Origin of the sequence: Maribacter litoralis, assembly GCF_902506355.1 — a bacterium.
Taxonomy (GTDB): domain Bacteria; phylum Bacteroidota; class Bacteroidia; order Flavobacteriales; family Flavobacteriaceae; genus Maribacter; species Maribacter litoralis.
In genome coordinates this window covers 1,770,728-1,795,148 of sequence record NZ_LR733271.1, presented here as the reverse complement: position 1 = coordinate 1,795,148, position 24,421 = coordinate 1,770,728, and the positions used below count along the sequence as shown (strand labels likewise).

21 protein-coding genes and 1 pseudogene are annotated in these 24,421 nt (G+C 34.6%); 10 read left to right on the top strand and 12 right to left on the bottom strand.

What is annotated here, in order from left to right; all coding sequences use genetic code 11:
- Positions 1-351: a YciI family protein gene (locus EXIGUO8A_RS07515; RefSeq protein WP_159302626.1), complete on the bottom strand. Its 351-nt coding sequence runs from the start codon at positions 349-351 to the stop codon at positions 1-3.
- A gap of 241 nt (positions 352-592) precedes the next feature.
- On the opposite strand from EXIGUO8A_RS07515, the gene EXIGUO8A_RS07510 reads away from it, so the two are divergent.
- Complete coding sequence (locus tag EXIGUO8A_RS07510) at positions 593-1,642, top strand: ferredoxin--NADP reductase (protein ID WP_159302625.1); 1,050 nt, start codon at positions 593-595, stop codon at positions 1,640-1,642.
- A gap of 67 nt (positions 1,643-1,709) precedes the next feature.
- Here EXIGUO8A_RS07510 and EXIGUO8A_RS07505 read toward each other — a convergent pair whose 3' ends face one another.
- Together EXIGUO8A_RS07505 and EXIGUO8A_RS07500 are read right to left on the bottom strand one after the other, a co-directional pair.
- Positions 1,710-2,480 carry a patatin-like phospholipase family protein gene (locus tag EXIGUO8A_RS07505; RefSeq protein ID WP_159302624.1) on the bottom strand — a complete coding sequence of 257 codons (771 nt, stop codon included), beginning with the start codon at positions 2,478-2,480 and terminating at the stop codon, positions 1,710-1,712.
- Between the two features lie 78 nt (positions 2,481-2,558).
- Entirely contained in the window at positions 2,559-4,073 is a 1,515-nt protein-coding gene (locus EXIGUO8A_RS07500) for a Do family serine endopeptidase (protein ID WP_159302623.1), read from the bottom strand.
- A gap of 328 nt (positions 4,074-4,401) precedes the next feature.
- Here EXIGUO8A_RS07500 and EXIGUO8A_RS07495 point away from each other — a divergent pair, with 328 nt between their 5' ends.
- From EXIGUO8A_RS07495 to EXIGUO8A_RS07460, 8 genes and pseudogenes are all read left to right on the top strand, one after another.
- On the top strand, positions 4,402-5,136 hold the full coding sequence (locus tag EXIGUO8A_RS07495) for a TIGR04282 family arsenosugar biosynthesis glycosyltransferase (RefSeq protein ID WP_159302622.1): 735 nt from the start codon (positions 4,402-4,404) through the stop codon (positions 5,134-5,136).
- Between the two features lie 52 nt (positions 5,137-5,188).
- Positions 5,189-8,392 carry a SusC/RagA family TonB-linked outer membrane protein gene (locus tag EXIGUO8A_RS07490; RefSeq protein ID WP_159302621.1) on the top strand — a complete coding sequence of 1,068 codons (3,204 nt, stop codon included), beginning with the start codon at positions 5,189-5,191 and terminating at the stop codon, positions 8,390-8,392.
- Positions 8,393-8,402: 10 nt separating this feature from the next.
- Positions 8,403-9,827 carry a SusD/RagB family nutrient-binding outer membrane lipoprotein gene (locus EXIGUO8A_RS07485; protein WP_159302620.1) on the top strand — a complete coding sequence of 475 codons (1,425 nt, stop codon included), beginning with the start codon at positions 8,403-8,405 and terminating at the stop codon, positions 9,825-9,827.
- Between the two features lie 88 nt (positions 9,828-9,915).
- Positions 9,916-11,256 (top strand): SLC5/6 family protein, encoded by a 1,341-nt coding sequence (locus EXIGUO8A_RS07480; protein ID WP_159302619.1) that lies wholly within the window; start codon positions 9,916-9,918, stop codon positions 11,254-11,256.
- Positions 11,211-11,873, top strand: a pseudogene (locus tag EXIGUO8A_RS07475) (metallophosphoesterase family protein); the annotation flags it as partial. The gene EXIGUO8A_RS07480 and the pseudogene EXIGUO8A_RS07475, both read left to right, overlap by 46 nt.
- 237 nt (positions 11,874-12,110) lie before the next feature.
- Positions 12,111-12,446, top strand: coding sequence for an arsenosugar biosynthesis-associated peroxidase-like protein (locus EXIGUO8A_RS07470; RefSeq protein WP_082642972.1), 336 nt, complete (start codon positions 12,111-12,113; stop codon positions 12,444-12,446).
- A gap of 209 nt (positions 12,447-12,655) precedes the next feature.
- Positions 12,656-13,711, top strand: a complete 1,056-nt coding sequence (gene arsS, locus EXIGUO8A_RS07465) for an arsenosugar biosynthesis radical SAM (seleno)protein ArsS (RefSeq protein WP_159302618.1) — start codon at positions 12,656-12,658, stop codon at positions 13,709-13,711.
- 249 nt (positions 13,712-13,960) lie between these two features.
- Positions 13,961-14,578 (top strand): TetR/AcrR family transcriptional regulator, encoded by a 618-nt coding sequence (locus EXIGUO8A_RS07460; protein WP_159302617.1) that lies wholly within the window; start codon positions 13,961-13,963, stop codon positions 14,576-14,578.
- 2 nt (positions 14,579-14,580) lie between these two features.
- Here the strand turns inward: EXIGUO8A_RS07460 and EXIGUO8A_RS07455 are convergent, their stop codons facing one another.
- From EXIGUO8A_RS07455 to EXIGUO8A_RS07445, 3 genes are read right to left on the bottom strand one after another with little or no spacing between them, the layout of a single operon-like run.
- Positions 14,581-15,627: a glycosyltransferase family 9 protein gene (locus EXIGUO8A_RS07455; RefSeq protein WP_317164582.1), complete on the bottom strand. Its 1,047-nt coding sequence runs from the start codon at positions 15,625-15,627 to the stop codon at positions 14,581-14,583.
- A complete protein-coding gene (locus tag EXIGUO8A_RS07450) occupies positions 15,614-16,216 on the bottom strand; it encodes a DUF4254 domain-containing protein (protein WP_116771617.1) in 603 nt (200 codons plus the stop codon). The genes EXIGUO8A_RS07455 and EXIGUO8A_RS07450 overlap by 14 nt, the downstream gene beginning before the upstream one ends.
- Positions 16,217-16,255: 39 nt before the next feature.
- Positions 16,256-17,185: a DUF6427 family protein gene (locus EXIGUO8A_RS07445; protein ID WP_159302616.1), complete on the bottom strand. Its 930-nt coding sequence runs from the start codon at positions 17,183-17,185 to the stop codon at positions 16,256-16,258.
- Positions 17,186-17,225: 40 nt separating this feature from the next.
- Here EXIGUO8A_RS07445 and EXIGUO8A_RS07440 point away from each other — a divergent pair, with 40 nt between their 5' ends.
- Positions 17,226-17,447, top strand: coding sequence for a DUF6341 family protein (locus EXIGUO8A_RS07440; RefSeq protein ID WP_058104550.1), 222 nt, complete (start codon positions 17,226-17,228; stop codon positions 17,445-17,447).
- 57 nt (positions 17,448-17,504) lie between these two features.
- On the opposite strand, the gene purD is transcribed toward EXIGUO8A_RS07440, so the two are convergent.
- From purD to EXIGUO8A_RS07410, 6 genes are all read right to left on the bottom strand, one after another.
- Complete coding sequence (gene purD, locus EXIGUO8A_RS07435; RefSeq protein WP_159302615.1) at positions 17,505-18,776, bottom strand: phosphoribosylamine--glycine ligase; 1,272 nt, start codon at positions 18,774-18,776, stop codon at positions 17,505-17,507.
- A 169-nt stretch (positions 18,777-18,945) separates the two neighbouring features.
- Positions 18,946-20,016 (bottom strand): MraY family glycosyltransferase, encoded by a 1,071-nt coding sequence (locus EXIGUO8A_RS07430; RefSeq protein ID WP_236564452.1) that lies wholly within the window; start codon positions 20,014-20,016, stop codon positions 18,946-18,948.
- A gap of 132 nt (positions 20,017-20,148) precedes the next feature.
- On the bottom strand, positions 20,149-20,937 hold the full coding sequence (locus tag EXIGUO8A_RS07425; protein ID WP_159302613.1) for a glycosyltransferase family 2 protein: 789 nt from the start codon (positions 20,935-20,937) through the stop codon (positions 20,149-20,151).
- 16 nt (positions 20,938-20,953) lie between these two features.
- Positions 20,954-21,913: a glycosyltransferase gene (locus EXIGUO8A_RS07420; protein ID WP_159302612.1), complete on the bottom strand. Its 960-nt coding sequence runs from the start codon at positions 21,911-21,913 to the stop codon at positions 20,954-20,956.
- Positions 21,913-23,010, bottom strand: a complete 1,098-nt coding sequence (locus tag EXIGUO8A_RS07415; protein ID WP_159302611.1) for a glycosyltransferase — start codon at positions 23,008-23,010, stop codon at positions 21,913-21,915. Before EXIGUO8A_RS07415 ends, EXIGUO8A_RS07420 begins: the two co-directional genes overlap by 1 nt.
- Positions 23,007-24,419, bottom strand: coding sequence for an O-antigen polymerase (locus EXIGUO8A_RS07410; RefSeq protein WP_159302610.1), 1,413 nt, complete (start codon positions 24,417-24,419; stop codon positions 23,007-23,009). The genes EXIGUO8A_RS07415 and EXIGUO8A_RS07410 overlap by 4 nt, the downstream gene beginning before the upstream one ends.
- Positions 24,420-24,421 lie beyond the last annotated feature (2 nt).

Genomic DNA, 24,421 nt, shown 5'->3' with positions numbered 1-24,421 from the left:
TTATTGTAGGTCAAATACCATTACTTCCCTAATTTCTACGGTGCCATCCAAATCGTAATCTGGGTAATCTTCTGCGATTTCTACAACGGCATCGGCATTCTTTGCTTGTACAATATAATACCCTCCAATTAATTCTTTACCTTCAATCAACGGGGCATCGGTTACGGTACGGTTTGGTCCAGATACTCTTTTTACATGTGGCACCAATGCATCACCAGCTTTTACGATACCTTGTTTTTGCATTTTTTCGTTCCAAGCGAACCATTTTCCCATACGTTCTTGCAACTGCTCTGGCGATAAACCTAATTCTTGGTAATCTGCACCAATGAAAATCATCATAAAATCTTTCATAATTTAATCGTTTTAATTTTACATAGAACTCGCTCTAAGTTCTTTTTGTTTACCTCATGACGTAACCGAAATCAAATTAGGGACAATTTTTATATGTTTTTTTCAAAAAAGATAAATTAAGGATTATTTAATGTGAGAAAAACGCTGTAAAAGCCATTGACCGTTAGACTTTTTTGACAAATGTCATATGATATCGCAAAAGCATGCTTAATTTTGTAAATCGATTTAAAGAAACGAACATATGTCGCATTTTCACCCATTAACGGTAAAACATATCAAGAAATTAACGCCAACCTCTGTTGCCGTTACATTTTCAATTCCGAAAGAATTGGCACAGACTTTCACCTTTACGGCGGGTCAGTATATCACCATTAAAAAAGAGATTAAGGGAAAAGAACTTAGAAGAGCATACTCCATTAGTTCATCACCTGAAAAAGATGGCATTACCATCGGCATCAAAAAAGTAGATAATGGCGGATTCTCCAACTACGCCAACTCAGAATTAAAGGTAGGCGATACCTTAGAGGTAATGGAACCAGAAGGTCGTTTCGTATTTAATACGACCAAAGAAGTACAGAATATTGCCGCTTTTGCTGCAGGTAGCGGTATTACCCCTATTATGAGTATCGTAAAATCGGTTTTAGATAGTAACCCTAAGAACAAATTCGTTCTTGTTTACGGTAACAAATCTTACGAAGAGACTATGTTCTATACCGATTTAGTAAAATTAGAACTAGAATATGCCAATCGGTTTTTTGTTTACTTCACCAATAGTCAAACCCGTGAAGACAAGGCGTTATTTGGTAGAATTGATACCTCAACGGTAAATTATGCTTTGTTAAATAAGCATAAAGACGTTGATTTTGATGGATATTATTTATGTGGACCGGAAGAAATGATTCGTTTGGTACAAGATACCTTAATTGAGAATGAAGTGGATAAGGATAAAATCCATTTTGAGCTATTTACACCAACGGAAATAAAAGAAGAATTGCCCATACAGGCTGATGGTCAAACTGCGGTTACTGTACTTGTTGATGATGAAGAATTTGAGTTTACTATGGATAAGAAAACCATAATTCTTGATGCTGTTCTAAAAGAGAATATTGATGCTCCATACTCATGTCAAGGCGGAGTTTGTAGTAGCTGTATTGCCAAAGTTACTGATGGAAAAGCAGAAATGGTCATGAATCAAATTTTGACCGACCAGGAAATTGCGGACGGATTTATCTTAACCTGTCAAGCGCATGCAACGACACCTACTATAAAAGTAGATTTTGATGATGTGTAAAATATAATGATGCTTTATAAAAAAAACGTCCTTGAGATTTCAAGGACGTTTTTTTATGAACTATTACTTAATTTAATATTGTTTCAAACTTTCTAACCGCAGCTTCATACCCAATAGCATACGCTTTTTCAATTCCTCGCCTATCCAGCAATCCTATATGTTCCAATTCTTTTGATTCTAGTACTAAGTCGCAATTATTGATTTTTTTTCGATTAATGGCGTAAATCATCAATCCTGTTACTCTGCCCGTTAATTGAAAAGAGTTGTTTAAATGTTTTTTATCTAAGTGAGATACAACCGACACATTGCTACCGATTACAAAATCTACTTTAGGCAATACCGGTTCTGATGGAAAATTGTTCATAATACCACCATCGGCATATAGTTCACCATTATACTCTACCGGGCTAAATACGGGCGGCAAAGCAGCGGAAGCCAACAAAGGTTTTATCAATTCCCCATTATGAATAAACAACTCCTCGCCCTTCTGTAAATTGGTAGCGACTACATGAAGCTCTCTATTTAAAGCCTCAAAACTATCTTCTGGAAAGTATTTTTTAAACGATGTTATATAGCTCTCACTATTTAAGAGTCCAGGTTTGGCAACAGCAAAATAATTGTATTTAAATAGCGGTGTTTCCTTAAAAAAACGAAGCATATCCACTACAGGCCTATCTGCAGCGTACAAAGCACCTACCAAGGCGCCAATACTACTACCGGATACCACATTTGCTTCAAGACCAAATTCTTGCATTGCCTTAATAACCCCTATATGCGCCATTCCCCTAATACCGCCACCGGAAAGTACCAAGCCAATGGATTTAGAACCTAATTGCATCTATCTAAAATTAATTTCAAAAAAAATGCCAAGTGAATACTATTATTCACTTGGCATAAAATTAGTCAATATTGCGGACTATGAATCCAATCCGAAGGCATAATAATATTTAGAACCATCTTCATAAACTCCTTCCAACATTACTCCGCCTTTTTTGTTCTCCAAAACAGCGGCAACATCTTCAATGTCATTTATACGCTTACCATCTATATGAGTAATAATAAACCCTTCTCGCATTTGGGTTTCCTTCTTTATTTTACCTGGGTATAGTTTAGATACCTGAACTCCGCCATCAATATTTAGTTTTTTGGCGGTATCCTTATCTACGTTCTCAAAATCTGCACCTAAAAGATTAAACACCTCTTTCTTTTCTTTCTTGATAAAATCGGTACCTCCTTGAGAATTGTGAAGTTCTACCTCAAATTCTTTCTCCTTACCATTTCTATTAACGGTAATCATTACTTTATCTCCAGGTCTTTTTCCTGCAATAATTTCTTGTAGTCTAGGTGATGTAGCAGTTTCTTTTCCGTCGACACTTACAATAATATCACCAGATTCCATACCTGCAATATCAGCACCACTATCTTCACCAACTTGTTCTACCCAAACACCTTTGGTAAAGTCAACATCTTTTTCTTTGGCAAGGTTACTATCCATTGTTCTAATGGTTACACCAAGCATACCACGCTGTACGTTACCGAATTTCAGTAAATCTTCAACCACCTTGGTAACGATGTTACTAGGCACCGCAAATCCGTATCCGGTATACGTACCGGTTGTACTGGCAATGGCTGTGTTGATCCCCACCAAATTACCATCAAGATTAACCAAAGCTCCCCCACTATTACCAGGGTTAATAGCCGCATCGGTCTGTATAAAGCTTTCAACCGCAAATTTATCGGTATTAATATGAATGCTTCTTGCCTTAGCACTAACGATACCAGCGGTTACCGTTGAATTCAAACCTAAAGGGTTACCAACTGCCAATACCCATTCGCCAACTTCCACATCATCGGAATTTACCAAAGACATCGTTTTTAAGTTATCTGCCTTTATCTGTAGCAATGCTAAATCTGTAGTTGGGTCAGTACCAATAACCGTCGCCTTGTACGATTGGTTGTTATATAAAGTTACCTCAACCTCATCTGCATTATCGATAACATGATTATTGGTTACAATGTAACCTTTGTCATTAATGATAACACCCGAACCTGTACCTACTCTAGGTCTAGATGAAGACCCTTGCGGAGATTGCCCCTTAAACATATCGCCGAAAAACTCTTTAAAAGGATCTGGCAATTCTCTTGCACCTTGATTTTGGTATGATGACCCCGTTTGTGTAGATTTAATATGTACCACGGCATCCAATACCTTCTCTGAAGTATCGGTAAAATCCAATGGTTTAATATTACCATCACTGTCTTTAGTGTATAAGGCTTGTGCACCGGGTATGGATTCTACCACGGTTACACCTGTAGTTTCATTTGATTCTTGTTTGTTCAATTTTATTACCCCATAACTTACTGCAAGGGCAATAACAGCTGAGAAGAAGTAAACCTTCCAAGCGCCTCTGGAATTTGTATTTGATTTCATATGTATATAGTTTTTAATATTTTTCTGTGTCCCTAGTTTCAATAGCTATGCCATGAATACCTATGTCATTGCTAAAAAAAATTTAAAACTTTTTGAAATTTTAAGGGATTTTTTAGACTAAGTGGTCTGTAACCTTAAAATTACATGAGAATAAGCATATAAATTATGCAGATTATCTAATTTTATAACTTGTTTATAGGCTAATGCCCAAGATATTACCAAAAACGATTTGGTAAAACAAACTGCATAGTCTAAAACTGACAATTTGACTTAAAGTAAGGCAAAACTTATCTTTTATTGATACAATTTATGTATTGTTAAAAAACCTTTGCCATATTTTTACGTAAGTTTAACAACGAGAAAGAAAATTGAATTGAATTCACAAGGTACTACTGCTATACTGGTATTTGCCAATTCCGCTAAGGAAGATTTGGTCAATAAGCGTATTGCCAAAGGTGAACGTTTATTCAGTGAGCTTACAAAAAGTACACTCCAAAAAGCTAAGAACTCCGGTTTACCCGTTTTTCATATTTCTGATGATGATCAAATAGGATCGAGTTTTGGGCAACGATTTACCAATGCCATAGCTTCTGTATTTAATACTGGTTTTACAAGTATTATTGCCATAGGTAACGATACTCCGCATTTAAAAACCCAACAGCTTAAACTTGCGGCCGGGCAATTGGCAAAGGGAAAGACAGTGATTGGTCCGTCAAAAGATGGTGGATTTTACCTTTTAGGTTTACAAAAATCAAATTTTGAAATTAGTGAATTTCAAAAGTTACCCTGGCAACGATTTAGTTTGTACCACAAAATTACCATGTGGTTGCAAAAAGAGTCATCTGAACTAGTAAAATTACCTGCTCTACAAGATTTAGATTGTGAAAAAGATTTAAAGTCCATATTATCGTTTTCAGATGACCTATCACCAACCCTATTCTTGTTGATAGCACAACTAATAAAAAGAAAAAGAGGTTTATACTACACTAACCAGAACTTCTCTTCTTCATACCCAAACAGTTTTCCTTTCAACAAAGGCTCTCCTGCAGTTTCATTTATCTAGATCCCCCTTTATCCAATAGTTGGGTAAGTGAAACCTCAGTCCAAAGCTAAATATGAAACACTTATTACTGGTGTTGACATTGTTCATATTGAACATAGTCAATGCTCAAGAAACAATTACAGGTACCGTTACTGATACCTATGGAAATTCCATACCGTACGTAAACATTGTATTATCCGGTACTTTGACCGGTTCGACCACCAATGAAGACGGTATATATACTATAAATGTTCCCAGTCTTTCAGGTGCTATTGAATTTTCCGTATTGGGATATGAAACACAAGTAATACCAATTAATAATCGAAACACAATCAATGTTACTCTAAACGACTCTTCTGAAATATTGGATGAGGTGGTACTGACTGCATTAGGCTTAAAGAGAGAAACCAAAGAATTAGGCTACGTTGTACAAAGCTTAGACGCAAAAGGAGTTACCGAAGTAAAATCTGTCAATTTTCTTGATAATCTATCGGGTAAGCTTGCTGGTGTTACTATAAACCAAGGTGCTACCGGAGTAGGGTCTTCCTCTAAAATTACCATTCGTGGTGAAGCTTCTTTTTCTAATAATAATCCGTTATTTATTGTAGACGGAGTGCCTATCAATAACAATTCGGTCTTCAATTTTACCAATGAGGCCGCTGCCGGATTTCAGGAAATAGATTTTGGAAACGGTGCTATGGAGGTAAATCCCGATGATATTGCCGAAGTTTCTGTATTAAAAGGACCAAGTGCAGCCGCCCTTTACGGTACTAGAGCATCTAACGGAGTTATCATTATTGAAACCAAAAGCGGCAAGAATTCAAAAGGATTAGGCGTTAGTTACAACACCAGCTTTTTTGTGGATTCAGCATTTCAATTACCCGATTTTCAAAATGAATACGGACAAGGGAATTCCGGTGAGTTCGCCTTTGTAGACGGATTAGGTGGTGGAACAAATGATTTGATTACCTATAGTTGGGGACCACGTTTAGATGTTGGCAACTTAATTCCTCAGTATGATAGTCCGGTTACCTTGCCAGATGGTACGGTAGTACGTGGTGGAGACACTGCTCTTTATAACGGTATAGCCATTACTCCCACAGAATTTAAATCTAACCCAGATAACCTTAAGAATTTCTACGAAACGGGTACCACATTGATTAATAACATTGCCATTTCTAACGGATTTGATACAGGTAGTTTCCGTCTCTCCTTTACAGATTTACGAAGCGAATCTATAATACCGGGTGTTGACCTAGACCGCCAAACGATTAGCGCACGACTAAATTTTCAACCGATTGATAAATTACGCATTAATTCATCCATCAGTTATATCAATTCCGGATCGGACAATAGACCCTCTAACGGTTATGGTTCAGAGAATGCAAACTATTCTTTGGTAGCTTGGGGACCACGCTCGCTGAACATAGAGAATTTAAAAAATTACTGGCAACCAGGCTTAGAGGGTATACAACAATACTCGTACAACTATACCTTTTTTGATAATCCTTATTTCATTCTTAATGAAAACAGAAACTCGTTTAATAGAGATCGTGTTTTCGGAAACATTTCGGCAAGCTATGATATTACAGATCATATAACAGCGTCTATCCGTACCGGTATGGATTATTCTAGTGAACTACGCCAATTGCGAAGAGCCTATAGTTCTAACAGGTTTGCAAATGGTGGCTATGCAGAACACGATGTTTTTTATAGAGAAGTAAATACAGATTTTCTTATAAATTATACCAATAGGTTTAATAATATTAAAGTCGATGTTTCTTTAGGTGGAAACCGATTAGACCAAAAAGCGTTTACCTCACAATCACAGACCACGAGTTTGGCACAACCGGGTATTTTTAGATTATCGAATGCAGCCTCGCCCATAGAAATTTTTGAATTTGAATCGAACAAAAGAATAAACAGTATATATGGTCTGGCCAAGTTGGGCTATAAAGATTACTTGTTTTTAGATATTACAGGTAGAAATGATTGGTCTAGTGCATTGGCAACACCGTTTTCTGTAGATAATACATCTTTCTTTTATCCTTCTATCTCTACTAGCTTTATTTTATCTAACACGGTGAATTTACCTCAGGTTATTTCCTTCGCAAAACTTAGGGCAAGTTGGGCGCAAGTGGGTAATGATACAGATCCATACCAAACAACTGGTGCATTTGTAGCGCAAACACCTTTTAACGGGCAACCAACATTTAGTAATTCAAATACCATTGCGAATGCAGATTTGCAGCCTGAGCAAACATCTTCTTTTGAAGTTGGTGCTGATATTCGTTTTTTTAACGATCAACTACGATTAGATATTTCTTATTACAATGCATTGACTAAAGATCAAATTATTTCATTGCCAATAGGTATTTCATCTGGATATACGCAACAGGTCGTAAATGGTGGAGAGGTTCGTTCGAAAGGACTGGAAATTATATTAGGAATTTCCCCCGTAATAAATCAGGATTTTAAATGGAACAGCACCTTAAATTTTAGCACTAATAGATCTACTGTAGAAAGCTTACCACAAGAAGAAGGTCGATTAACATTGGCATACTCTAGAATTTACGACAGTCAAAACCAAACGGTATTTTTGCAAGCTGAAGAAGGCGGTCGTGTAGGTGATTTATATGGAACAGGATATCTAAAGAATGAAAATGGTGATTTTATTTTAACCGATGAGGGCAGATACATACCCGATAATGAACTGCAAAAATTAGGAAATTACAATCCTGAATTTATGTTGGGTTTCAACAATCAATTCAATTACAAGAACTGGAATATGGGTTTCCTTTTCGATTGGCGACAAGGTGGCATCATCGTTTCTAGAACAAGGGCATTAGGTAATGTTGGTGGTCAGTTAGCAGAAACGGCTTTTAGACCAGAAGGAGGTATTGTGCCCGAAGGTGTTGTAAATACCGGTACTGCTGATAATCCTGTATATACACCAAATACCGTTGCTGTAACGGCAGAAAGTTATTACCGCCAATTTTATGACAGAAACCATGAAGAGAACAATACGTATGATGCTTCCTTTTTAAAGTTACGTCAAGTATCCGTTGGTTATACGTTTGATAATCTTAGTCTGTTCAACCAAGATGCTACATTGAGTTTATCATTGATAGGAAAGAACTTATTTGCTATAACAGAGAATCCACATTTTGACCCCGAGCAATTGGCAGTACAAGGGCAAGGCTTTATTAGCGGTGTTGAAGATATGTCGTATGCCACAACAAGAAGTATAGGTTTTAAAGCCGGATTTAATTTTTAAGAAAAAGAAAATGAAACATATATATATCATTCTAGTCTTATTGTTGGTCATTGGCTGCACAAAAGATTTTGAAGAAATTAATACAAATACAAATGACCCTGTTACGGTGCAACCAAGTCTATTGTTAAGACAGGTAATCTATGACTTTGGTGAACAAATGTCATATGAAGGTTTTACTGCAGGTAATCTGTTGGGTCAATATAGCACAGCACTAGATTTTAACCTGTTTGACCGTCACGATTTAAAATCTCCGCAATTAGGTGGAAATCCATGGCCCATATTCTATCAGAATTTACGAGACAATGAAATTATTTTGAATTTATCTCAAGATAATGCGGCGTATGCTGTGTATGAAGGCCCAGCAAGAATTATGAAAGCATATATGGCAGCTGGTTTAACAGATTTATTCGGTGATGTTCCATATTCAGAAGCATTTCAAGGAGATACAGAAACTGTTACTCCGTCCTATGACACACAGGAGTCAATTTATATGGATGAAGGAGGAATATTTGACAATCTTGATAAAGGAATTTTAGCCATTCAGAATTATTCAGGTAACATAGCTTTAGAGGGAGACATTCTCTTTAATGGTGATTTAGACGGATGGATACGTTTTGCAAATTCATTGAAAATTAAATATCTAATGCGAGTTTCCAGCAAAATAGATGTTGCGGCCCAATTACAAGCAATAGTTGCCGAAGGAAATTTTATAGATGAAAACAGTGAAAACGCCATTTTTAACTTTACCGATGGTGAACCTAACAGTTTTAGATTGGCACAGCTTAGGGTGGGCGACTTTAATAATTATGTGCTTTCTGAAACGATGGATGAAATTTTAACCAATTTAAACGATCCACGAATTGCACGCTTATACCAACCTTTTGCCAATAGTACAGATGGCGGTTATAACGGACTATTAAATGGAATCGATGCCTCTGCTGGAGTATCGTTAGCTGATTACTCTTTATTGGGCACTATTTTCAGAGAGAATACAGGGCTATTAGACGCCAATTTCATGACAAGTATGGAAACTTACTTTCTATTAGCGGAAGCTGCTCAAAAAGGGCTTATTTCCGCTGATACGGAAACCCTTTACAATACTGGAGTAACACACGCTTTTGAATATTGGCAGGTAGCACTTCCTGATAATTATTTAACAGCTGATGCTGCGTTGACCAACGGGGATCTTTTAGAAAATATCATCACACAAAAATGGATCGCAAATTCCATAAACGGCTATGAAGGTTGGATAGAGTATAGAAGAACAGGTTTTCCGCAATTGAAAACAATTTCAGCTAGTTTGAACAATGATTTGATTCCCATACGCATGCCTTACCCTTCTGAGGAAGAAGCTTTAAATAATGCCAATTATACCGAAGCTTTAAATAACACGGAAGGCAATAGTATAAATGTTGCAGTTTGGTGGGATGAGTAAAGGAGTTAGGAGTTAGGAGTTAGGAGTTAGGAGTTAGGAGTTAGGAGTTAGGAGTTAGGAGTTAGGAGTTAGGAATAAAAATAAATTTATGACTGAAGTACAAGTTTGGCAATGGGGATTAGTAATAGCATCTAGTTTGATGCTGTTCTTTCTTTCCCCATGGGCAAAAGATACCAATCAGTTTTTTAAGGCTGTTCAAAAAAAGAAAGCGCCCAATGCATTTATGTTAATGGGCAGTTTGATCATCTCATGGATATTCGCCAAAAGTATTACCAATGCGGCAAATTTAGGATTGGATTTCGGTATTGTAGGTGGGGTTGCCTATGCAGGTTATTATCTGTCGTTTGCGGTTGCAGGTATCGTAATTTATAAGATGAGGCTACATGGTAAGTATACCAGTATTCATCATTTCTTATCCTCAAAATTTGGCAAAACTGCGGTAACGGTTTTTTCAATTCTTATTGCATTTCGGTTGTTCAATGAAGTCTGGAGCAATACCATGGTCATTGGATCTTATTTTGGTGATATGGGATCTAGTGCATATTACTGGTCCATTTTAATATTTACCGGACTCACATTATCGTATGTTCTAAAAGGTGGTATGAGCAGCTCAATTTTTACTGATGTTGTCCAAATGGGATTATTTTCTGTTCTTTTAGCGGTAATATTGTTCACTATTTTCGGAAATGACAATGCCATAGATACTACAGAAGTACTTAATTCTGGGGTTTGGTCTTTTGAAACCGGACTAAATTTATTGTTTGCTGCCTTGCTACAATCTTTCAGTTATCCCTTTCATGATCCCGTATTAACAGACAGAGGATTTATCAGTAGTCCTAAAGTAACATTAAAGAGTTTTTTATGGGCAAGTATTCTTGGTGCTATTTGTATCATTCTTTTTAGCATCATTGGTGTTTATGCACAATCGCAAGGTATGCAAGGGCAAGCTGCGGTACAAGTAGGTAAGGCTTTTGGCACCGTTATTCTATTAGTCATCAATTTTATTATGATTACCTCGGCAGCATCAACTTTAGATTCTACCTTTTCATCGTTTTCTAAACTATTGGCACTGGACCTAAACCTTGGTCATACGGTAAAATTTGGTCGTTGGTCAATGGTTGCGGTTGCGGTTTTAGGTACGGTTCCTGTTTTTTTAGATGCCGAAATTCTATCGGCAACGACCATTAGTGGAACTATGGTCATCGGTTTAACCCCCGTTTTCCTTTTTTGGAAAGACAATGCATCAAAAATGAGCTTTCACTTGAGTGTTTTTATAGGGTTACTTTTTGGTTTCCTTTTAATATTTAACTGGTTTCCGTCTAACTTAATATTTACAACAGGCAAATATGCCTCGTTACTTTGGATTAATTTTTGGGGCATATTATGTTGCCTAATCGTTTATATGATACCTACATGGATAAAGAAATAAAACATATGGGCACTAAAGCCGGAAAGTTGTTACTTTTTGGAGGTGTGTACAGCAATCTACAGGCATTGGAAAAATTAATCCAGATTGCTGACGAGGCAGGTATCCCACCTGAAAATTGTATAAGTACAGGAGACTTAACTGGCTATTGTGCCCAACCTGAAGAAACGGTACAGCTATTTCAAAAATGGGGAGCACTTAGTATTGCCGGAAATGTAGAATTACAGTTGGCAAATGATAGCGAAGACTGTGGGTGCGATTTTAAAAGCGGAAGCCGTTGCGACGATTTTTCAAAAATGTGGTTTCCATATACTAAAGGTCGTTTATCCAAAGAATCTTTAGATTCTATGAAAAACATTCCTGAATACATAAGCTTTGATTATGGCAATAAGAAAGTAACAGTAGTCCATGGAAACTATGGTAACACTTCAGAATTCATATTTAAATCTAACGCCACTGAAAGTAAAGAACGTTGTTTTAAAGAGACTAAAAGTGATATCATTATTGCGGGGCATTGTGGCTTGCCATTTCATCAAACCATAAAAGAAAAGGTGTGGCTTAATCCTGGAGTTATTGGTATGCCGGCAAATGATGGCACACCTAGGGTCTGGTATATGATGTTAGATATAGTAAATGGCGAAGTAATTTATACTCATCATTCTTTTGAATACGATGCCGAAAGCGCACAAAAATTAATGTACAAAAACCATTTACCCGAAGCATACGGCGATACGCTTACCTCTGGTATTTGGGACAATATGGAAATACTTCCTGAACTGGAAAAAATGGGTCAGGGAATTCCGATTTATTTTAATCAAGAACAAAAAAATACAATACAAACTAAAACTCAGAAAAAAATGGCTAATACATATTACGACCCAGCAGATTTAAGAAAATTTGGAAAAATTACAGAGTGGAGCGAAGAGCTAGGAACTAAATTTTTCGACTATTATGGTAAGGTTTTCGAAGAAGGCGCACTAAGTGCTAGGGAAAAGTCGCTTATTGCCTTAGCAGTTTCCCATGTAGTTAAATGCCCTTACTGTATTGATGCCTATACCAAAGACGGCCTACAGAAAGGAATAACAAAAGAAGAAATGATGGAGGCAGTCCATGTAGGTGCTGCAATTGAAGGCGGTGCAACATTGGTACATGGCGTACAGATGATGAATAAGTACAATAAATTGTCCATGTAAATTTCGTTGTTGGTTGTTCGTTGATGGTTGTTCGTAACAGCCTTCTTCAATAATCAATACAATGAAATTAAAGCTGGTTTAAAAATATTGTAAATGGAATATTCACTAAGAATATCCATGAAAAAAAAGAAATTAAATGTTGTGAAGTTAGGTTTAATGCATTTGTACAAAATGCCAACAACGAACAACGAACAACGAACAACTAAAAAATGGCTACAAAATCATTAAAAGCAAAAGGAAACGATTTAGCAGTTTCCAACAAGCAGTTAGAAATATTGAACGGAGGCTTATTTGCTGATGGCGAGCTTCCATACTTTAAAGACAAAATTGCAGACATAGGACATTTTCCTTTACGCCCAAAAAAACTTGAAATTCTACAAATCAATGTAGGTTACATGTGTAATCAGGTTTGTGAACATTGCCACGTAGATGCTGGTCCCGATCGTAAAGAAATCATGACTCGTGAAACCATGCAGCAATGTATTGAAGTAATCAAAAATACAGGCGCACATACATTGGATTTAACGGGTGGTGCACCAGAAATGAACCCCGATTTTAGATGGTTTGTAGAAGAGGCAGCAAAAGCCGGAATTAAAGATTTTATTGTTCGTTCAAACCTGACTATCATCCGTGCCAATAAGAAATACTACGATTTACCAGATTTCTTTAAAAAGCATAATGTACATGTTATCTCTTCAATGCCGCACTATACCCGTGGCAAAACCGATAAGCAAAGAGGGGACGGGGTTTTCGATAAATCGATAAAAGCATTGCAAGAATTGAACGATAGAGGCTATGGTATGCCAGGTAGCGATTTACGATTGGATTTAGTGTATAATCCGTCAGGAGCGTATTTACCGGGAGATCAGGCTGCGATGGAGAAGGATTTCAAAAAAGCCTTGAGAGAAGATTTTGATATTCAGTTCCATAACCTTTTTGCAATTACCAATTTACCTATTGCTCGATTCTTGGACTACTTGATAGCATCGGAGAATTACGAAGATTACATGTATGCATTAGTGGAAGCTTACAATCCGTCTGCAGTAGCAAACGTAATGTGCACCAATACCATTTCCATTAGTTGGGATGGTTGGTTGTATGATTGTGATTTTAACCAAATGCTAGATTTAAAAGTAGCCAGCAAGGTAAAACATATTAAAGATTATAATGAGGACTTATTGAACGACCGAAACATTATTATATCTCAACATTGTTATGGCTGTACGGCAGGTGCTGGTAGTAGTTGCCAGGGTACCGTTGCATAATTAATTTATAGATGGTTAATGAACCGCTCAGTGCATGCACTGAGCGGTTTTTTCTTGTCAAATAGCTGTAATTTCTTAAAACGGAACCAACCAAGCGGTCTGCAAGACAATTCTAAAGTGTTGTTTTTCAACAACAAAAGGTGCGTTCATCGAAAAACTATGCATCTTATCTATAAATTCTGAAGCAATATACAAATTGGGAGTTCTATAAAAAGACCACATGGTCAGTTTTACCCAAATCTCAATATTATGAACAAGAGTTTAAAGCGCATGGCTACCATGCAACGTATGCAGACCACAGGATTGGAGTTGTTTTATGCCCAAGGTTATTATAATACCAGCGTAGACGATATTTTAAAAAGACTTGACCTGTCTAAAGGCGCATTCTATTATCATTTTGACTCTAAAGAAGACTTCTTTGTTCAAATTATACAGAACTTATTGGCTCGCAAAGTATACAGCATGTTAATTGAACCGATTGAAGGTCACGATAATCCTCTAACCTTAATTACCAAATGTTTTGACGATGCTATGGAAACCGCTGTTCATAACGAAATGGACTATGGTTTTATTCTTAGCAACTTCTTATCTGAATTTAACGGTAAGAACGATGTGATCATGAAGCATTTAAATGAAATTGTAACGGTTTGGGAGGTAAACTTGGTAACCACTTTACAGAAAGGAAAATTTAATGGATACCTCGATAGACATGTTGATTGTGAAGCTGCAGCAACATTTTTGATGAGTTCATATTTCGGAGTACGAACATTAATGACAAGTTCAGCACCAGCTGCTAAAAAATACCGATTCATGTCTCAATTAAAACAATATTTTAAAAGTATTGAAGCCAAAGTAATTACCTCTTAAACTCAGACATTTAAAATTTCACTTATTTTTTGAACGATTGTTTCGGGGTGGATAGTTTCCATGACTTTATCATAGCCTTCTGGATATTTGTTACCATAAATGGAAGTTGGTATAGCAGGATATTTTTTTCTGTCGGATAAAATAGCATTACCCTCTGGCTGATTAAAAGGTGCAAAACCAGCATACGGATGCGTTACACCCCAAATAGTTACGGTTGGCACTGCATACATGGCTGCCAAATGTGCATTTCCGCTATCCATGGCGAGCATCAAATTCAAGTTTGAGATTAAACTAAGTTCTTCTAAAAACGATAACTTACCCGCAGCGTTGACACAATTAGCAAATTGCTTTTCCCAACTTGCTAATACTTCTATTTCTCTGGCGCCACCTCCAAATAGTACAATTTTATACTGTTCGGTACTAACCAGCTGCGAAACCACTTTTTGCATCAAGTGCAAAGGATACATTTTTCCTTGAAAAGCGGCAAAAGGTGCAATACCTATCAATTGCTGATTTTGATCGCGAACTAAATCTTCAAAACTTTTGGGTGCAGATTTTTTAGCCAAACTCACCAATTCACTTTTAAGAATGGGAAAGCCAAGCAACCCAAATACATCAGCATATCTATTAAAAGTGGTTTTTAGAGGCTTAAAAACGGTCCTATTGCCGTCAATTAACGCTTTCTTTTCTGCCCTACCCTTATCAAGTTGTACAAACGGAATAGATGACAGTCTAAAAAACTGCTTCAAAATTGTACTTCGTAGTACATTATGAATATCCGCTACAGCATCAATATTTAATGCTCTTAGTTCTTTATACAGCTTCCAAAGACCCAAAACGCCTTTATGCTTACCTTTTACATCCGCTTTAAAAAGAGAAACATTAGGTATATCATGGAAAATGGGAGCAGTAAAAGCTTTTGTTAACACAGTGATTTTTACATCGGGGTATTTTTTAACGATACCTGCGATCACTGGAACGGACATGGCAACATCTCCCATTGCAGAGAGTCTTATGACCAATATATGTTTAGAACTATTTATTGCCACGAAGGATGGGGTTTAGTTCCTCATCATTATACATTTTCATTTGTTTATACACCTTCATATACTTGGTACCACTTTCAATATCAAAAAGTAACTGGTCTATCGCCTGTGAAAGATCATTTTTTTGTTCCAATAAAACTTCCAACTTCGTTTGACACTTTTCTCTATGTGCCAAAGTTGCATCTGCCCTGGTAGCTTCTTCTTTCATATGATAGATCTTTAATGCCAAAATCGATAACCTATCAATAGCCCAAGCAGGGCTCTCGGTATTAATAGTGGCACTTGGCTTAACATCTACCGATTGGTATTTATTTAGAAAATAACTATCGATAAATTCAACCAAGTCGGTTCTATCTTGATTACTAGCATCAATTTTTCGCTTTAAGACCAAAGCATCATCAGGATTTATATCAGGATTTCTAATAATATCTTCATAGTGCCATTGTACAGTATCGATCCAATTTTTTCGATATAATAAATGTTCTATATCCTCTTTAGCATAAGGATTTTCAAAACTTTGGTACACATCATCCTTTACATGATATTTTTCAATACTGTCATTAAAAATTTTAAACGCGAATTCGCTAAACATAAGAGCCTTTTTTACAAAGATAAAGTTTATAGTGGTAACCTATAATTTTACCAAGTAGACAATTATAGGAACTATTATACTAGTTATAACTACCAGTTCTAAAAACTTAGGTTTTTTAATAGATTGAAGATAATTTACGATGAAAACTACTGAAGGAAAAAAGGTGATTATCACTGCATTGTTATTATCTGAAGTAACTAAAATGTTCACTATGAGTCCAATAATAAATGAAAATGCGATTAACCTCATTACTATAACCTTACCAACCCCAGATTTACTTAACTGAATAAAGGCAGAAAAAGCCATAGCTATATTTAAAACGGCATAAAGTGTCATTTTTAAGCTTGTCCACCATTGAATAGGAAATATTGCGTCGTAATCAATTGCGAAATCGTAATGTTCTTGAAAAAAGTTGGGCTTATCAAGAAGTAATAAAATACCGTATAGAATCATAAAATAACAGAAGCCAACAGATAAAATTACCAACCAGTTTCTGATATTTTTTGGCTCATAAATAAAAATAGCTGCAAATACCAACAGTAAGTACAGCAACGCCCATTCATAAAAAACACTTGCAATGCAGATCCAAAGTCCGGCATCAAAAATCTTGAGTTTAATATTCTTTAAAGATTTTATACTCAATAAACGCCTCATGGCCAAAAGGAGAAAAAAACTGGTTAAAATAGCCTTATTATCAACCAAAGTTTCAGGAAACACCACAAAAAGCAACGTAAAAAACAATATTGCATAAGAATTTGTGCCCGTGAGTTTATTGCGTTTTACAATAAAGTCAACAACAAAAACGCTAAAAAGAACAACAGATAAAATTCCAATTGAAGGCATAATATGCACTTCACTTATTTCAAAATCAAATAAGTAAAATTGAACCGACCAGTAAAATAGAAACAAAAAAACCAGAAGAATTATGAAATTCACCGGTTTTGTTTTCTCAAAAATGCTTGAAATCATCTAAGCTTTTTATATTTTTGCTGGTAAATATAGTAATAAGATGAAATCATTTTTTGAAGGTATCGCGGATTTGTTCGTAAATGTATTATTTGCGCCGTTGGATTTTTTGCGTTTTACTGATAGTTGGGCACTAGCAAATATTCTTAACTGGATATTTATGCTAATTGGTTCAGTAGCATTTGTATATTGGATGCTTGAATTGAAAAAGTATAATGAGAAAGGTGAAGAAGACAAGTCAAGTACTTCTCACTCATATTTATAAGTTTATATTTATTACATCGGATTATCGCATTACCAAAATCCGATGTAATAGTATTATCTAAAGATCGAATCCAAGATCTTTTCTATAATTCATTCCTACAAAGGAAAGCTTCTCTACGTTTTCGTACGATTTAGACAGTGCCCTTTTAAAGTCACTACCAAAAGAAGTAATTGCCATTACCCTACCACCATTAGTTACTACCTTACCTTCTTTAAGCGTAGTACCAGCGTGAAACACTAAAGAATCTTTAATAGATTCAATTCCGGTAATTTCTTTTCCTTTTTCATAAGATCCAGGATAACCACCAGAAACCGTCATAACCGTCGTAGCGGTTCTTTCATCTAATTGCAATTCTATTTCAGCCAGTTTCTGATCGGCAACAGCTTTTAGCAAATCGACCATATCGTTTTGAATACGTGGCAATACTACTTCTGTCTCAGGATCGCCCATTCTAACATTGTATTCAATAACCTTAGGGTCATCTCCAACTTTTATGAGTCCTATGAAAATAAAACCTTTGTACGGCATATTATCCTTTTTAAGCCCCTCTACGGTAGGTTTTACAATTCGCTGCTCTATCTTGTCCATAAAAGCTTTATTAGCGAAAGGAACTGGGGATATTGCGCCCATACCGCCTGTATTAAGACCGGTATCGCCTTCACCTATTCTTTTGTAATCTTTTGCAGTAGGTAACACTTTATACGAATCACCATCTGTAAGCACAAAAACACTTAACTCAATTCCGTCTAGAAATTCTTCTATTACCACGGTAGCACTAGCAGAACCAAACTTTTTGTCTACCAACATAGACTTAAGTTCATTTTTGGCATCATCAAGATCATTTAAAATAACTACACCTTTACCAGCAGCCAATCCGTCAGCTTTAAGAACATAAGGCGGACTAAGTTGTTCTAAAAATTTGAATCCGTCTTCAACTGTTTCCAAAGTAAAACTTTTATACTGAGCGGTAGGTATTTGATGTCTCATCATAAATTCTTTCGCAAACTCTTTACTTCCTTCAAGAGTCGCTGCCAATTTTTCTGGACCGATAACGGCTATATTCTTTATATCAGCATCCGCTAAAAAGAAGTCATGGATTCCATTTACCAAAGGATCCTCTGGACCGACAACGACCAATTGAATATTTTCTTTTAAAACCAATTTTTTGATTTCTTGAAAATCATTCACACCAATTGGTACATTCGTTGCAATATTATCAGTACCGGCATTTCCCGGTGCAACAAATAGTTTAGAAAGTTTTTTACTCTGAGCCAATTTCCAAGCAAAAGTATGCTCACGACCACCTGATCCTAGAATTAAAATATTCATTTTATCAATTTTTGCAAAATTACCTTTTGCCTTTATTTAATCTTATTTAGTTGAGAAATCTCTATGTTCTTTCTTTTGTAAGTCTTCTGGAGACAACGATTTGAAGTAATCGTATACGATTTTTACGTGTCCAATACTTTTCTTTTTTTGGAAAATATCTATTGAAATACTAATTATTTATATCTCTTTTAGAATTTTTTTTGGATTTTTCTTTTTTAGGATTTTCAATACTCGACTTAATTTGACCTACTTTTCTCTTTAATAGGATTTTCTGTTTTAAAGTTGTAAAATTATAATTATACTTAAAAAAGATGTAAGCCAATATAATTACCGCAGAAATCAAGAATATAACCATTCCTAAATTTTCTGCCTTACTACCAAGAACTATAAAAAGTACTACAAAAACTAAATTAAAACATCCAATAATAAAACTAGCTTGTTTATGACTTAATCCCCAAAAGTCAATAAGAACGTGATGCGTATGATTACGGTCTGGAGAAAATGGACCTTTCTTATTGGCAATTCTTATCGCAAAAACACGAGCAGTGTCAAACAACGGAACTATCAATATACTAATAGCAATCAAGGGTGCATTTTCTAATAGAAAGGGTAAACCTACATAAGCATCAGGAGTAAGTGCCAAAAATTTAAGTGTTAAAACACTAATGATGAAACCGACGATTAGTGAACCAGTATCACCCATAAATATTTTTCTTTCCGAAGAAATATTAAAACCAAAAAACGCCAACAAGCATGCATTTAAGGAAACACTAATCAAGGCAAAAAAGTACTCTCCAGTAGTATAGAATATTGTGGTGTAAATTGTTAGAATTACTATTCCAACGACAGATGCCAACCCATCTATCCCATCTATTAAATTATAGGAATTTATGATGGTTATCATAATAAATCCAGCTATAATAAGATAAAGATAATAGGGAATTTCAAAAATATTCAAAAATCCATTAAAGGAATGAATGGTAAAACTAGGGTTAACCAAAATGAAGGCTACAGCAATAACTTGCGCAATTAATTTTGCTCCTGGTGAGATAACCACTAAATCATCTTTAAGTCCAGTCATAAACAAAATGGTTAAACCAGGTATAATATAAATCGCTTCGTCCATTAAGTCTCTCCCATGAACAAAAAATAGAACAAATACTAAAGTATAGTAAAAGGATACACCTCCTAGGGTTGGGGTTTTCGAAGAATGAGAACTTCGTTTGTTAGGATCATCCATAAGTCGTTTATACTCAACGATTTTGATAATCTTTGGTATTGTAAGATATGTAAGCAAAAAACTACCTATAAATACAGAGATAGCGGTTTCTAAGAAAAACAATGTTATATGGTTTTATACAAAAGTAGGATTTTATGAAGAAGTGTGTTGATAATTGACCTTTTTCTTTGAAACTGCTTTATAATAAAAATAATGAACTAAAAAATTTATCATCCTTAAAATAGAGTTCAACCATGAATAACCCAGTTCTTCATGGTAAATTTTAAAATTATACTTTAATAACTTTATCTTATTACTACTCAAAGATGAATTGCCAATTCGATAAAAAGCTAAAGGTTCTTGAATACCATGGGCAATTTTTAGACTCTTGAGCAACTTTAATTTATAGGCCCAATCTTGCCTTCTTCTAATTTCCGGCATTAAAATTTTACCTATTCTCTTTGTATCGTACAATAAAGTAAGAAAACCTATATAATCGTTACACAACATTCTTTTATAAGTAACTGTTTTAGGTGAACAAATCTTAAAGTTTGGTAAATTTGAATCACCTTCAACAACATAGTATTGGCTAAAAACTAATTCTAAATTGTTTTTCCTTATATATTCTAACTGTTTTGCGAGCTTTTGTTCATGCCAAAAATCATCACAGTCTAAAAAAGCTATATATCTTCCGGCAGCTTGTTTAATAGCCTGATTTCTCGCAATGCCAGCTCCGTTATTAGTTACACTCTGAATCAATTTTATTCTTTTGTCCCTCCTAAGGTATTCATGAATGATTTCTACACTAGAATCTGTAGAACAATCATCACTTAAAATTAATTCCCAATCAGTATAATTCTGGGCTAAAACAGAATCAATACATTGCTTAATAAACTTTTCTGAATTATATACAGGAGTTATTATTGAAACTGTTTCATTCATATTTAAAGTAAGAATTTTAAAGATATTTATTATAAATTCTTTTATAAGAGCTTATGCTGTTATCCATACTAAAATTAAGCACAAACCTTCTCAAATCTTCCTTAGGAGCCAATAATGATTTCTTTAAAGCTTCTGATAATTCTATTGGATCATCATTACATACAAAACAAGATTTTGTCTGATTAGCAATATTGGCTAAATCACTTACATCTGTACTAACAAATGGTTTATTTAAAGCAAGCATTTCCTTTACAACATTGGGCCAACCCTCATGAGTTGAAGTAAGTAATAACACGTCCATGCTCTTCATAAAATCGCAAACCTGTTCATGCGCAATATTACTCATCACGACAAATTCTGTGTTTGGAAAATCAATGTTCAAAATATCGAAACTTTCTTTTGCCAAATCAAATCGTTTTATAGGATTGTTCTTATTTACTGAAGCGAATAGTACCTTTTTTACAATATTTTTTTCTTTTTCAAATTCTTTCTGTTCAGGGAATCTTTTTAAATCAATAGGATCAACAATAGTTTCAACCTGTTTATCAGGATGCTGCTGGAGTACTAAATTTTTCATTTTATTAGACATTACTATTACATGATCAAATTTCTTAATGGACCATTTGGTAAAAATTCCCCCAACTAAAATCCTAATTTTATGAAGAATTGAAGGATTAGGAGCCTTATACCAATCAGAACCTTTTAATGATAATATTTTTATAGGTTTCGTATAACTAGTTAAAAATCCAACGGCAGAGCCATATTGGGCATGTATTATATCATAATTTTTAGACAACTTTCTTAATGCAAAAAAATGCTTAATAAATTGAAATGGGTTTCTAAGTCTATCCAAATAATATAAATCCACATCATCTTTTAAGTACTCGTATTGATTGAACATCCAAACGCCACCTGCACCAGGTTCATTCTTAAAATTATGCGTCCACAATATCTTTTTACCAATCTTTTTGTCCATTAGTTCGCTCCTGTAATATCTTTAAATAGATTTTCAATTAATTTAACGTTTTTCTGAAGTGAAAAAAGTTCATTAGACACTTTTAATGCGTTTATACATGTTTCCTGATATATTTCAGAATCTAAAATAGTCTTCATTTCAATAAATAATTTAGAAGTATCACCATTACAGTTAACTCCTAAATCAAATTGTTCTATAATACCGTCTGGATCAGAATTTAATGATAAAACAGGTGTGCCGGACATCCAAGCTTGTATAAAAGTATTGGAAAAGCCTTCAGAAACAGAAGTGTTGATTAATAATCCAACACTTGAAAGTTCTTTGTTAATAAAAGTATTTTCTTGTTCACCAAAGTACTTTACATTAGTGCTCTCCTTTATTATTTTTTGTAGTTGCTGTCCATACACCGTATTTGGCAAATTTCCAATAACTTTGAAGAGATAATTTGAACCTTCATAACTTTTCGCCAATTCTAAATACAATTCCAATTGTTTAACGGGTCTGGCATTACCTATCCATAAAATTTCATTTTTTTGCTTAGTAATTACTTCCTTTAAAATTTTCGGATGCATATTTGGCACCTTGATTATTAAATTATTTTGGGCTAATTCCTTAATAATTGAATATTGATAATTTGTCTGAGTAATTATTGCAACATTATTCTTTACTACATTTTTAAACAACTGTTTTTTGATAAAACCTTTCACGCCTTTAAATTCAATTGAATAATTGTCCGCAATGTGTAATACGTAAGGTATGTCCAGTTTATTTGTTATAGTTGAAATTCTATAAGAAAATGTGTTCAAGATTCTTTGGTATACAATATCTGGGTTTTCTACCAAAATAATCTTCTTGAAGGTTTTTGAAAAATCTTTATATAAAGTAACTTTTTCTTCAATATTTGATATCACCTCTACCCCATAAATTTTGAATCCATCTTCATATATCAATTGACCATTTTTTAAGCCTTGAGAAATAAAAAAGACATCATGTCCTAAATTCAAAAGTTCCAAAGCTATTAGCTTAGATTGGTATTCAGCTCCCCCTTTAGTAAAAGGAAAAAAGGGTATGAAAAAACAAATTTTCAAACTTGTCATTTATCAAATTTTAAGGTTGCAAGTACTTTTTTGGGTAAAACCTTATACACAAACACTACAGCAGCTATTTGAATTAAATAGAATATTGTTGTTTGAAATATATACTGAGATGAGGATCTTGAAAAAATCAAAAAAACATTAAAGGAAAGTAAGTAAAATAGATTTATAAAAATATTTTCATTTGCTCTCTTACTTTCCAAGTATATCAATACAAATAGGAATAACAAGTAAATTAAAAAAGGTCCAAAATACCCAAAATTCATATATGCTTCCATTAAGGAAGAAAAACCTGTTCCAGCGGTACTTCCCTGTTTTCTACGTTCAGGAAAATATGTATTTCTAAATTCGTATACTATACCAATAGGTTTATTAGGATATATATAAACTGGGATAAAAGCCGTGCTAATTTCTAAATAAGTTGCTCCCCATTTATAATTATAATCCTCCTCTTTTAAATCCATGTAAATACGATAATTCAAAGCAGGAGCACCAAATTCACTGTTTGCAGGGTTCATAATTCTGACTAGTGTAGTTTCGTACGTACTTATAAACTTACCAAAACCTTTATATTTTATTCTATCCTCTCTTAACAAGGTCAAAAAGCTAAACCCAATATATAGTACACCAATTAGTATAAAATATAAAAACCTTACTTTGGTTATTCTTACTTTAATGGTAAAACCTAAAAAGAAGATAACCATAGCCACTATTAACAAACCTCTTTCTCCAATTAATAAATTGGTAAATAATACAAAACCAATACTTAAAAAATAAATTGGAAGATAGATAAAATACTTATTTGTTGACCTTCCTAATGATGCAAAAAACATAGCAAATAAACCAATAGAAATATAAAGAAAGCCTTCATAAGGTATATTCAGGACTAAGTCATTTACCGCTCCTTGATAATATGCTTTACCTCGATTGATTGCATTAAAACCGCCTACTCTAAAAAAATTTAGAGCCTCACTAATACTCGCAAAAAGTCCGGCAATTATTGCAAAGTAGAAATAGCTGAATTTAGGTTCCTCATAATCAGAATTCAAAATATTCATTGTTCTTCTTTTTATAAAGAGCAGATACAATAAAGTAATTGCCAATAATGCCAATTGATTAGATAACATAAATGAAAATAATGTGAAATCCACACTCTGCCATGTAGAAAGTTTTGCCACCCGATGCCAGCCAATATCCGCTTCAAAAAAAATAGAAAGTGGTACACTATAACCGTATAAGCCAAATAAAATCATAAATAAGAATAAAACAGAGTTTACTCCTGCAGATTTCATTGTATAATATAACAGAAGTCCATATGATAGTAATGAAAATGAAAGGCCGGCATTAAACCATTCCAACGAAATAAAAACTAAGCTGAATAAACAAAGTAATATGGATGCTAGAACTTTCAAAT